11 protein-coding genes are annotated in these 12,643 nt (G+C 50.8%); 5 read left to right on the forward strand and 6 right to left on the reverse strand.

The annotated features are described in order from the left end of the window. Positions 1-202 (forward strand): hypothetical protein (locus AC2VNO_RS06860; RefSeq protein WP_486933439.1); only part of this gene is annotated, 202 nt, incomplete at its 5' end. A 41-nt stretch (positions 203-243) separates the two neighbouring features. Here the strand turns inward: AC2VNO_RS06860 and AC2VNO_RS06865 are convergent. Beyond that, on the reverse strand, positions 244-2,160 hold the full coding sequence (locus AC2VNO_RS06865; protein ID WP_486933440.1) for an acetyl-CoA hydrolase/transferase C-terminal domain-containing protein: 1,917 nt from the start codon (positions 2,158-2,160) through the stop codon (positions 244-246). Positions 2,161-2,393: 233 nt separating this feature from the next. On the opposite strand from AC2VNO_RS06865, the gene AC2VNO_RS06870 reads away from it, so the two are divergent. Beyond that, on the forward strand, positions 2,394-2,909 hold the full coding sequence (locus tag AC2VNO_RS06870) for a tetratricopeptide repeat protein (RefSeq protein ID WP_486933441.1): 516 nt from the start codon (positions 2,394-2,396) through the stop codon (positions 2,907-2,909). Between the two features lie 342 nt (positions 2,910-3,251). On the opposite strand, the gene AC2VNO_RS06875 is transcribed toward AC2VNO_RS06870, so the two are convergent. Further along, a complete protein-coding gene (locus AC2VNO_RS06875; RefSeq protein WP_486933442.1) occupies positions 3,252-3,599 on the reverse strand; it encodes a HEPN domain-containing protein in 348 nt (115 codons plus the stop codon). Next, on the reverse strand, positions 3,599-4,405 hold the full coding sequence (locus AC2VNO_RS06880) for a hypothetical protein (RefSeq protein WP_486933443.1): 807 nt from the start codon (positions 4,403-4,405) through the stop codon (positions 3,599-3,601). Before AC2VNO_RS06880 ends, AC2VNO_RS06875 begins: the two co-directional genes overlap by 1 nt. A 988-nt stretch (positions 4,406-5,393) precedes the next feature. Here AC2VNO_RS06880 and AC2VNO_RS06885 point away from each other — a divergent pair. From AC2VNO_RS06885 to AC2VNO_RS06895, 3 genes are all read left to right on the forward strand, one after another. Next, entirely contained in the window at positions 5,394-5,936 is a 543-nt protein-coding gene (locus AC2VNO_RS06885) for an HD domain-containing protein (protein WP_486933444.1), read from the forward strand. Between the two features lie 485 nt (positions 5,937-6,421). Continuing rightward, positions 6,422-7,405 (forward strand): DNA cytosine methyltransferase, encoded by a 984-nt coding sequence (locus AC2VNO_RS06890; protein ID WP_486933445.1) that lies wholly within the window; start codon positions 6,422-6,424, stop codon positions 7,403-7,405. Then, positions 7,406-8,560, forward strand: a complete 1,155-nt coding sequence (locus AC2VNO_RS06895; protein WP_486933446.1) for a restriction endonuclease — start codon at positions 7,406-7,408, stop codon at positions 8,558-8,560. It abuts the gene before it with no gap. A 2-nt stretch (positions 8,561-8,562) separates the two neighbouring features. On the opposite strand, the gene AC2VNO_RS06900 is transcribed toward AC2VNO_RS06895, so the two are convergent. Genes AC2VNO_RS06900 through AC2VNO_RS06910 form a run of 3 tightly spaced genes read right to left on the reverse strand, consistent with a single transcriptional unit; the run spans position 8,563 to position 12,540 of the window. Then, positions 8,563-8,979, reverse strand: coding sequence for a very short patch repair endonuclease (locus tag AC2VNO_RS06900; RefSeq protein ID WP_486933447.1), 417 nt, complete (start codon positions 8,977-8,979; stop codon positions 8,563-8,565). Continuing rightward, entirely contained in the window at positions 8,979-10,412 is a 1,434-nt protein-coding gene (locus AC2VNO_RS06905) for a hypothetical protein (RefSeq protein WP_486933448.1), read from the reverse strand. Before AC2VNO_RS06905 ends, AC2VNO_RS06900 begins: the two co-directional genes overlap by 1 nt. Then, complete coding sequence (locus AC2VNO_RS06910) at positions 10,402-12,540, reverse strand: ATP-binding protein (RefSeq protein ID WP_486933449.1); 2,139 nt, start codon at positions 12,538-12,540, stop codon at positions 10,402-10,404. Before AC2VNO_RS06910 ends, AC2VNO_RS06905 begins: the two co-directional genes overlap by 11 nt. Positions 12,541-12,643 lie beyond the last annotated feature (103 nt).

Raw genomic sequence — 12,643 nt, forward strand, 5'->3', positions numbered from 1 at the left:
AGAAGTGGAGAGTGATTACGCCAGCGAAATCAGTGACCACCCGGACGCTAACCACGTCCTGGCGGCTCGCCTGGCCGAATCGCCCGCGGCTGCCCACCAGCTAGAGCAGTGGCAGGCGAGCGACGATCCGATGAAGAACTCAATGGTAGAAGAGATACTAGTAATGGAACGGGAAGAGCTTATTCAGATGCTCTTACCTTAATGGCTTATCAGAGCCGATGAAACGCTACCTCGCTTGACCCACTAGCCCGATCGCAGCGCCTGCAGCACCAGCCGCCGCTCCAGGTGCTCGCTCCAGCCGGTGGGCCTATCCAGCTCGAGCCGGGCCAGCAACGACCGTTCAGCGTCGTTGGCCCGGCCCGCGCTCAGTGCACCGAGCAGGGCCTTCAACTTGCCGCGACGTGTGGCAGTGCGCGCCTTGAGCTGTTTGAGAGCCTTGCCCAGAGCCAGCTCGTCGTCGGTGAAGTCGGTGCCGAACGGAAAACGGGGGAAGGCCTGCTCGCTCCCCATCCGCTCAAACTGCTGCGCCAATCGCTGCGGGGTATTGTCCCGCCAGTGCGCGGGAATCTCGAAGTTGGCGGCCACTTTACCGGCGTCCTTGGCCTTCGCCAGCAGCTCGGACTGAAAACGCGCATCGGCAATGGCGATCAACGCCAGGCACACCTCCTCATCAGTCCGGCCGCGCAAATCGGCAATACCGTATTCGGTCACCACGATATCGCGCAGATGGCGGGGTATGGTGCAGTGGCCGTAGCTGAACAGAATGTTGGAGCGGGTTTCGCCGCCGCTCTCGCGGGTACTGCGCAAGGTAATGATCGAGCGCGCCCCGCTCAGCTCGTGGGCCATGGCGACAAAATTGTACTGCCCGCCCACGCCACTGATCACCCGGCCATCTTCCAGGCCATCGGAGACCACCGCCCCATCGAGCGTGCACAGCATGGCAGAGTTGATAAACCGCGCATGCTGGCGCTGGGCCACCTTGAGCCGCTGATCTCCGAAGCGGTGATCGTAGAGATCATTGATGTAGTTGACGCTGGTCATATTGATGCGCGCGCGCTCGGCATCGGACAGCGCGTGCAGCTTGTCGTAGAAACGCCGTGGCCCCAGATAGAAGCCGCCGTGCATCACCACACCCTTGGCCGCACTGGGGTGGTCGCTGCTCTCGGGGTCGATCTCGCCCCGGTTGATCGCTTCCTGAAACCCGGCGTCCGCAAAGACCCGGCGCTTGAGCACCCCGCCTTCCATCAGGTAGATAAAGCCATCCACCATCATCTCGCTGCAGCCATAAAGCCCCTGGCTGAAGGGCTGGGCGTCGCCCCACTGCTCGGCCACCGGAAACCGCTCGGCCACCTGCAGGTCCCGGTAAATCGCTTGCCATCGAGTATTGTCCCGCTGGCGCAGCAGCGTGCTGTGCACCAGTGCCGCCCCCAGGGAACCGATGCCGATTTGCAGCGTGCCGGCATCCTTCAGCAAGCAACTGGCATAGAAGCCGATCAGGTGATCTTCCGCCGAGATGGGCGTCTGGGGCGCGCTGAATAGCGGGTAGTCGGTAGCCGGTTTTTCCAACAGCAGGTCAAACTCGGTACGCGCCACCGCCGCCTCATTACCCATATACGGCAGGTGCCGATTGGTTTCCGCGATACAAACGGTGGCATAGGGCTGCTCGCGCAGCCGGGGCAATAGATCCAGGGTCAGGTCCGGGTTGCAGCTCAGGCTCACCGTCTCGCCCCGCTCATCGGGCGCTACCAACTGACCGATCACATTGACGCCCTGGGCCATTAAATCGCGCAGTGCATGGGTGTAGTTGGTGCAGATATAGCGGCGCTGCTGGTCGGTATTGTTCTTCAGGTTGCCCGCCTGGAAAAAGAATTCCGACACCGTGACATTGTCCGGCAGGCGGTTGGCCTGGGCATCCCGGGCATAGGCCAGCTCGGGGATATCGCCGTACAGGCGCTCGACGAAAGGCCCCAGAAAACGCCGCTCCAGGGAGGAGCCGCCCGCCGGTGCCAGCAAGGAGAGAGCGGTGACGATATGCAGCTTAATCGTCGGGTCGTGCTGGGCACGGCTATACAGGGCATTCACGAAACGCAGGGGTTTACCCAACCCCAGCGGCAGCGCCAACACGATGTTCTTGCCCACGCGATCGATGACCTGATCCACGCACGCTCCAGCGTCCTGATAACTCACCGGCTCGGCCATAGGCTGAACCCCATCCTTGGCTTCGTTACGCTTCAAGCTAGCACATGGGGACAGCCATCGAATGGCGGGTGGCGCGAACACCCGACTCCCTGAGTGGCCCATCGAAGCTTATCTGGCTACTTCTTTTTGAGCGTTTCAGGTAGCTTGGCTTTCCGCACGGCAATTATCACCTTCGAGATCGCGGTAGAACCACAGTGAATAAAACCCTTCTCTTCTCGATGACCGCCCTGCTTACCTCCCTACTCCTACCCGCCTGCTCACCGGCCAGCGGCGAGCCACCGGCACACTACCTGGAACGCGCCGGCACCGCTCTTATGGAAGTCATGGGCGATACGGAGCAGCTCGAAAACGTTCTTGCGATATACGATGAAGGGCTGGAACGACATCCCGACAACGCCGAATTGCTCAACAGCCGCGCACAGCTTCTCGCCAGCCTCAGCCGGTATGAGGAAGCCAAACGCGACCTGGATGAACTGCACGAAGAAGGATTACGCAAGGTGGGAATGCTGCTCCGCTGCATCTTGCACGAGCGCCAGGAAGGAGCCACGGACGATGCCTTGGCGTGCTATGCGGAGGTGGAGGCCGCCTATGTCATGGCTAGCGAGCCAGGTGGCTATCCCAACGCCAACCATATTCTGGCGGCTCGCCTGGCCGATTCGCCCGAGGCCGGTGCGCTATTGCAGGAATGCAGGATGGCGACGAACCGATGAAGGACTCGGTGCTGGGGAAATGCTGGAATTGGAACGGTAAGCGTTGATTCAGGAGTTTTTTCCCTGAGCAGTTATCAGAACACTCTGAAGAGAGCGAAGCCTGATACGAAACTGAAGCCATTCTGATAGATCGTATACTAACAAAAAAGGCAATCTAAACTGTCAAATGCGGCCCTCATTGGTATTGACACCGAAACCTTACCCACATTGTCTATGGTATGACCAAGACAAAAATCGATCTTTTCTCCAAGTAGCATGAGGTTGAATTTGAGGGCGTAAGGAGAGTAAGTGTACAGATAAAATGGGCAATAAAAAGGCAGCGCAAGCAACCCAACACCACCATTAAATTTTTGTTTTGAACGACTCAACAAGCTCAATACTCGTTTTAAGCACGCGACTCACATCCCTAGCTGTTACGTCTCTTCGCCACTCATAATCGGCGAACCCTCTAAGTCGTTTAATATCATGCAACTGGTTACCTTCTCGCCGAGACTCAGGCAAGCGTTTAAGAGCATCTATAACTTTCTCATGGCTTGCACCATAACCAAAATCACATCCTTTAGAAGCACAGTACTCCCTAGCCGCGAGGAAAGCTGCATAATAGGCGCGATTAATGCTACTTCTCATATAGGGTTGACCCTCGCACTCATCTTTTAACTTTTCTGCCACCTCAAGGAGCATTTCGTGCATCAGACAACCCTCATGCCCGCCGGAATATCTCTCACCAAAATGCCTACGGCATTTGTTATTTCCAAACTACACAGAGTTGGGTTAGATCTTATGCTCAGTATCTCATCCTCCATAGCATCCAAGAACTCTTCACTCAAATTAAAATAATAGTCAAGAACTATATCTTCTGGCTCTTCGTTATCAGGGAAATGATCCGAAAAACCAGACGCCCATAGAACATCTGGTTTATTATCAATTGCTTTGGCCAGAACTTTTGAAATTATCACTAAGTGCTCAGTATATTCTTCTGGCTTTGCGCCGTGCCGATCCAACACTTTCTTGACAGCACGATCATAAAACTGGGCTTCTCCTTCAATCCTAAAACCAAATGAAGACATATACTCTTTAATATACTCTGAAAGACCAATATCTCCAGTATCCCAAGATATTTTGTGAAAATATGGAAGCAATTCCTTGGGAAGCAAAGGATTCTGAAGAGCATCCTTGACTAGCAGCCTTGTCTTTTCAAAAAGAAAAGCTCTTTGAGCAAGGATCGAAAAATTATAAGAGAGAAAGGATTTTGCACCCATTTCCTCGAAAAAAATAATCTCATCCAATACGGAATCAAACTTTTCAAGATCGCGCTTGAGGAAAGCTTCGAACCCTAACTTGGCTAAGCTGAGTTCGTTACTCTCATCGAACCTTTCGATTGATTTCTCGAAGCGTAACTTGTCGAGCTCATTCCATGAGCCACGGCTGTCATCGAGTCTTATTAAGGCATTCGTAGCATTGACTGCCACCTCTGCTCTAGCTAGAGGTTGTAGCATTCAAATCCCTCTCTCACTTGATGAGCGCCTAATCATTATATTTCCCAACAAATCGTTCTTGTCGATTCCCGTAGGATTAAGATTACTTCACGGCGCCTTTGCTGAGCCTTGGATCGCTTCGGCTTTGTTAAATGTCTCACATATTTTACCAGTAGGCCAGCCCAGCCACCTCCGTGCACGCAAGCGAACCGAGCAGAGTCAACGCGCGCCAAGTCGGTAATTACTAGCGCCACCACCGGCAAGGAGGCCAGCGACCTCGGCAAGCTCAAGCGTCCCCTCCACCAGTACTGCTCACCGTGGTGCCCAAGCGCTACAACGGCCGCTTTCACGTCGTTGACGCCTTAGATGCACCTGTGGCCCATAGCGTATCTCATCATGCGGCAGAATGGGGAACAGATCTGCGGCGTAAGCGACACCCAAGCCTGACACCCCTGGTGCCGACAATGACACGCCCGAGAACCTCCAGGTCTACTTAAGGTGAGCCAGCCGACATGACACCCGCCCTGTACTGACGGCTACGGGCTCCTGCTCCTCGGCGACTTTCTCTCACGCTGAACACCGATACCGAGCCGAAGGATATCGAAGTACCTGCGCTACGGCATGAAGAAGGATTACACAAGAGGTGATGCTGCTGTGCTGCATGGTACATGAGCACCTGGGAGGAGCCACGCATGATGCCTTGGCGTGCTATGCGGAGGTGGAGGTCGCCTATGTCGTGGCTAGCGAGCCAGACGCCCCCCCTCAACTGAACCACATCCTAGCAGCCCGCCAGGCCGGCTCGCCCGAGGCCGATGAACCGGTTTCCAATGCCTACCAACGGCTCCCCTGCCCACCTCGCCACACCCATACGCCAAAGCGAAGTGCTCGGCAAACTGGTAAGTCCGAGCAGGGGCTATTGCAAATCGACCCCACCGGGCGCGCGAGGCATCCGAGACCGGGGGTTATCTGGCATCATGAGGGAAAAGGTGAAGCTTAAGGAGTTACCTGAATGGACGACATAGCCGAACGGGCTGCGCTGTTCAGCAGGGCCGCACATCAAGCCGTTGGGCAGCGGCGCAAGTACAGCGGCGAGCCCTACTGGCACCACCCGGTGGCCGTCGCAGAGATGGTGTCAGCCGTCGAGACGGCGACACCGGAGATGATCGCCGCCGCCCTACTGCATGACGTGCTCGAGGATACCAGCGTTACGCCGATGGACATCGAGGAGTGCTTTGGCCAGCGGGTCGCCTTCCTGGTTCTGGAGCTGACGGATCAATTCATCGATCCGGAAATCGGCAACCGTGCCCACCGCAAGGCGCTGGAGCGTGACAGGCTGGCCGAGATCTCCCCAGAAGCGCAGACCATCAAGTACGCCGACCTGATCGACAACACCGGTAGCATCGTCGCGCGGGACCGTGGCTTCGCCCGGGTCTATCTGGCCGAGAAGCGCCAACTCCTGGAAGTGATGGAAGATGGAGACCAAGCGCTGAGGTGCAAGGCATGGAGCGTATTGATGGAAGGCGAGGCGAAGATTCGGAGAGTTCTGAAATAAACAGCGGTTGCCACGCAACATCCTACGTCAACGGCACGAACTCGCCGACGAATCTGACGGTCATTGATAGCTCCCTCGCCACTCACAGCGCCGAGGCCCATAAAGTCATCAGCAAATGCTGCTGGAGAGGTTCCAGCAAGGCCTGCTGACCAATTGCTGCAAGCTGCCGGTAAGGTAGTCGGTGGGCTTGGTTTGATGCTTAAGGCATTGAGCTCCAGTCTGAATGAGACAGAGCAGCAAGCCGACCACGAGTAAAGATGGTCTTTTAATCCAGCAAGCTCACCGTATAACCGCCCGCATTTCTGCGCTTTTAGGTATTACATTAATGGCACAGTATGTCAAGACCTGCGAGAAGAGCGGCGTTCGCTTGAGCGTACCATTGCTTGACAGTGATGTGTGGCAGCACAGGTGCATGGTCGAATGAGACCAAAGCTCAAAAACCTGATACAGTCAACGGTTATGTCGTCGGGGAGCATAGCAACAGGATGATCACTTTTGCAGACCTATTCTGTGGGGGAGGGCTAGGTGGCCGGGGCGCAGTTACAGCTGGGGCCAAGCCCATTTTGGCAGTGGATGCCTGGAATATTGCTGCTGCCACATACAAGAGCAATTTTTCCTGTGCAGAAGTGCTATGCGCTCCTATAGAGGAGCTTGATCCGCGAGCACTAGCCAAAAAACACCGGCCTGATGTGCTATTGACTTCTCCTGAGTGCACTTCTCATTCCATCGCACGTGGAGCCAAGCCGGGTTGCGAGCAGAGTAAGGAAACAGCCATTGGAATCATTCCATGGATTGAGGCAATGGAACCCCGCTGGTTAATTGTCGAGAATGTCAATCGCATGAAAAAATGGGGACGCCACAATGAACTCGTGGAAAATATAGAGTCGTATGGCTACAAAGTAAATGATCTATTCCTAAATGCTGCAGACTTTGGAGTGGCTCAATCCAGAAAACGTATGTTTCTGGTTTGCGACCGACAGGGATCGAAAATTTCCCGGGAAGATTTAATCGCATTACACAAGAGAAAACCCAAGGCCGCACGCTCAGTCATTGACTGGTCCGGCATGTACAAAAGCCGTCCTCTTTACTCTGAGACCAGAGCCAAGGCGACTATCGCGCGTGCAGAAAGAGCTATCGAGGCCCTCGGCCGCGGGAAAGACTTTATTATTGTATACTATGGCTCAGACTACGGTGGCGGGTGGCAGACACTCGACACCCCGTTACGTACAGTGACCACACTTGACCGGTTCGGTCTCGTGACATGGCTGGATGATGTACCATACTTGCGCATGCTACAACCACCAGAACTACTTAATGCAATGGGGGCTGGCACTCAACATCAGCTTCCTTACGGAAGCCGAAGAGACAAAATCAAGCTATGTGGCAATGGTGTATGCTCATCAGTTATGGAAATGATCTTTAAAAAAATCATTATGATTGAAAGTGAAGAAATGGAGTTAGCCTCCTAAATGGATTTGACCAATATGGACCTGCTGGTGGATCACATATACGGTGGCTCACGAAAAGGGAATGCATCAGATGACCCCCTACCCAAGTTAATTGGAGTGGACAACGGCGCCGGCTTCCGACATTTGGGAAAACGACCCGGAATAGATACAATAAAACTACTGGCCTTGAAATCCAATTTCAACGACCCTGACTGGCCGGATCATCTGGATACCGAAAGCGGTCTCTTCACATACTATGGCGACAATAAGACCGTCCGGGGAATTCATGATACACCCAGACAAGGCAATCAGATACTCCGAAACCTATTCGATGCCCGCCACTCCTCCAACTCATTTAACCATTTCCCCGTTATTCTTCTTTTTGGTGGAACAGGACAGTATCGCGATGTACGCTTTCTGGGGCTGGCCGTACCCGGCGCCCAAAACCTGGGGCCAGACGATGATTTGGTTGCCATTTGGAGGGCAAAAGGCCCCGACAATGCCAGATTCCAGAACTACAAGTCGGTCTTCACCATACTCGATGTGCCTGTGATAACAAGAGAGTGGCTCAATGACGTAAAGGTCGGAGATGCAGCGTCCTCAGCCCATGCCCCCAAGCCCTGGCTGGAATGGCTGTCTGGACGCAAATACTCACCGCTGTATGCACCACACAGCATCGACACACGCAGCAAAGAACAGCAACTTCCCCAAACCGAAGAAGATCAAAAAATTCTATCTTTAGTCCACAACAAGTACAGAGAGAATCCGTTTGGATTCGAAGTGGTAGCGGTAGAAATCGCCCGACTGTTCATGCCTGACATTGGTACGTGTGAGATCACCCGACCGTGGCGTGACGGCGGCCGGGATGCTGTCGGTGCATACCGGATCGGGACTGGCCGAAGCTCTATCGAAGTTGAATTTGCACTGGAAGCTAAATGTTACGAACCCAGAGGAAAGGGAGTTGGTGTAAAAGAGCTTTCAAGACTTCTGTCACGATTGCGACACAGACAGTTCGGAATACTTGTCACCACTTCATACTTGGCAACTCAGGCTTATACTGAGCTAAAGGAAGACAAGCACCCAGTAGTGATTATTTCCGGGACAGATATCGTCAGCACTCTAAAAACGCGCATTGGGTCACTAGCATTTATCACCAAATGGCTCGACAGTATTTAAAATCAAAGATCGCTCCTTTGCTTTCTCAGAGCCTCAACAACGCGAGCGACGGCATTTTCCAATGACTCTTTTATTTCATGCTCCCAAATACGGACAACCTCCCACCCTGCTGATTTCAGGATCTCATTGTTCCGCTGGTCTCGTGCAACGTTAGCATTGATTTTTTCCAACCAAACTTGAGCCCGGGTTTTTGGCTGCACAAAATGATCAGGACATTTGTGCCAGAAGCAACCGTCGATAAAAACCACAGTACTCAGTGAAGCGAAAACGAGATCTGGCTTGCCCGGCAAACGGTTCTTGATTCGGTATCTGTAGCCAAGCACCCACAGGGCTTTCCGCATAGCCACTTCCGGTTTGGTGTTCTTACCTTTGATCTGCGACATGCAGTAGGAGCGTTGCTCCTTGGTTAAAACGTCCATTACCTTAGGCTAACTATGCCAGGTCTGGTTGCAACGCCCCCGAACCAAGTTATAATTTCCTGAAGCAACTGCTCACGGATTCGTCCTATTTGGATAAGCTTAGTAACTTCTGGCACATAACCATCACCTACCCGAAGTTGTTCATCGACTTCTCTTTCATTTATATACTCCTTTTTATCAGAAAGCGATATTACCAGCTTGGAGTTAAAGATAAACCTCCAGTTTTCTTTTTCATTTTGGAATTCGGGGGTCTCTCTAAGCCAATCCCCAGAGAGCTTTCCTTTTTTCCCGCCTGTATAAAAAAATTTCTTCCCTTCACTATCAACCCTGATGCCAACCAAGAAACGCCTCCAAAAGGCCTTATCGTTAGCATGATCACAGGCTGGCGTTATATCGAGCAAGACCAAATCAACATGGCTAGTTAAGTTAACATCACTGTTAGCTTCACGCCTCTTATTTTGATCTTCTGAAACAAACGCATCTATAATAAATTCTTTTATATTGGCCGGTGATATGCAAAGACCGCCGAGATTGACCACCTCATCTGATGGCCACTTGTATATACATCCTGGAGAGTACTTTGAGTCGACACGACCCTCCTCCCAATGTAACATTGTATTTATAAGACCCACTCTTACATCCTGCCTCACATCTTCTGAGATGTTAATCACACCAGCGTTTATATGGCTCAACCTGTCATAAAGCAAATTCGACAGAATCTGGTAAAGCGGTGCAGCTAGGTCGTCAGTCTTTTTAAGACGCACCCCTTCTTGAGCAATTGCAAGCTGAAACAGCAACCCCCCGAGTGCTTTATCAGTTTCATCAAGGGTTCCGATCTCAATCATATTCCATAAGTTATGAAGAACCTTCGAAGCACTACTTCTGACGTTTGCCTCCCAATGCCCCAGTGCCTCCAATGCCTTGACTGATTCAATTGAACGTTCAACACTGGAAATTAACCGATCTTTTTCAGCGATGCCTAGCTCAGATTTTACAACAGCGTGCTCACCATCAGTAGAATACGGGCGCTTATCTATCACCACATAATGATATGGACGTTTTCCCAAGGGAAGATGAAGCACAAGGTAATCAAACAATTCTTTTGCATACTTATCCCCATTATCGGGATCATCCCCCCAAGTAGACCAAGCAATCAAAAGCCATGGCCCATTTTCCTCATCTAGTATTCTATTTATACCGGTTGCAGCAGCTGCATAGTCATCCTTGCCAGGAAAATCTGGCGATACTAAAGCAATATCCTGAAAAACAAACCTAATACCCTCAAATTTCTTGCCAGCATCCAAGCTCACAAGCAATTCTTCGTCAAAATGAAGAAAAAAACTGGGTATTTGCAGCTTCCATAGGCACTTTACAATCGTCTGCCCGTCCTCAGCTTTATCGTCAACAACAATAACCCTATTTCTATGTGGCATCTTTCGCCCCCTTAAACACCATGGCCACAATAGCTCCATCACAGGCTTTTGGAAGATCAACTGCAAATTTTTCAGGAAAGGCGAGCCTCCCACCATGAGTCTTCATTATCATATCACTATAGTAAAGCCCAATACCCATTCCATCCGTTTTCCGGGAAAAAAACGGTTGTACTACATCTTCTGCGCTGTCAAGAAACCCTGGTCCATTGTCAGCCATAATAATTGAAGGACCCTCCAAGTCATGACTTGGACCAACCCAAATAATTGGTTCTACGCTTTCCGTTTGGCCTGCCCAGTATATTGCGTTATCAATCAGATTTACAAGAGTGGCAGTAAGCATTCTCCTAACACCTGAAATCTCGAAATCCTTATCAGGCAGATTATCAAACCCATTGACAAATTTTATCCCATGATGCTTAAACCGTAATTCTTGTGTTATACAGGCATACGATACTATGCGGGAGGCATGGATTTTTTCCATTCTTCCTTTACTGACCATATACATGGCGCCTTGCAGAAGAGAAACCAACCCTTTAGACTGCTCCTTAAGTTGATCGATATCCTGCCCAGAAGATATTGCACCATGAAGATTTCTAACACCTCTTTCCAATTCATGAAAAACTGTAACAAGTCCAAGCCCTGCCCCTGCCGAACTCAACAGCACATCTCTTGTTTCTTTATAAGACTGGGTAACTTTTTCAACAAGTCCGCCAATTTGGCTTTCCAATTTTTTCTCGTAAACAGCGGTCCTTAAATCGTCCAAGAGCTCATCTGTAGTCTTGCGCTTTCTTGGTTCTGCTCCTGATGTTCCTGGTGGAATACTGAGTACAGAACGAAGAATCTTCTTATCCTTATTCCTTTCAGCCTCAAACTCCGTGAGTATACAAATCATGGCATACTGCAACTCATAGTATGCTGAATTCTCTATAAACCCTTCTCTATTGGTTTTTTCCTGCAAATTGAAGCTTTCTTCAAGATCAAGATGTACTTCACCAAGCATTAGCTGATTACTGAGCTTTCCTGTTGGTCTCTGTATGCGACGATGATCTAGCCCTAACCAGTCATCACCAGGTTCACCATAGTTATAAACCCTCAGCCCGTCCCGATAAATCCGGACCCCCCCCTGATCCCGTAAAAATTCAGACAGGCCCGACATTTCGTCTTTCAGATAACGGTCTTTTACTTCTCTATCCAGGTCGAAACCTATAATTTCCCCTTTCAGTGGACCAATACCCAGGCCATTGTTCTCTTCTGAATTTCCCAAGATTGGTCTGGCGTTCCTCTTCCCCCGCCTTTTCCAACCTTCATCTCCAGGTGGAGATTTGGTAAAAAACTCTGTATATTGTCGTGCAACATCAATCTCACGCCCTTCTATAAGGCCAGGGTAATCCGACCTAATAGCTTCAAGCGGATGAAAGGAGTATTGGTATTTTAATCCCTTATCAGTTAATTCGAATGCAAACCGGAACATTGCCTGATCGCGGGCAGTTTCAGGATCAAAAAAACCTTCAAGCCAGCTATTTTTTGGCTCAAGGATAAAGTCAACAGAAAATCCGCTTTCCGAATCGTCATTGATTTTTCCGCTTGTCATTCCCAGTACTGAACGGTACAGCTTCCTAACATCTCCTCGGCGCCATTTTTGCTTCAACCCAGATATTGTAATTCTTGTACCTTGCTCGCCCCTCTTGAAAACCTGAGCTTCCCTTTCCTTAATTTCTATTTCTGCCTCATCAAGATAATTATGCTTTTCTAAGTCTAACCAGTTTATTTTTACAAATACCTCAGGTGTGTTTTTAGCTTTTGTAACCAACTCAATTCCTGTTCCCAGGCGGTGGACGGCGAATCTTCCCACCCCCTTCTCACCAACCGGAAGTCGCCCCTTGTCTGTTCTTATTCCTCTCTTTCTACTTTCACCTTTATGGCCATGAGCCGGCTCCATCCAAATATCGGTAACCGTAGCAAAGTCCATCCCAATGCCATCATCCTGAACTTCAATAGCGCCGTTCTCATCTTCGACGTTTAATAGCAGCAGCGAGACTTTACTTGCATCGGCATCATAGGAATTTTTGATCAGCTCAAAAAGAGCCAAGGTATGGCTTTTTATTAGCTGTTCACCCAGCAGCTCCATAATTCTGGCCCTGGGACGAAAGCTTGCCTTTGTTTCCTGCATGCTGCTTGTACTATTCATAAATTACCCAACCTTGAGTGATAAAAACCCACCCTCGCTGATG

The organism is Halomonas sp. TH-94 (assembly GCF_057473365.1).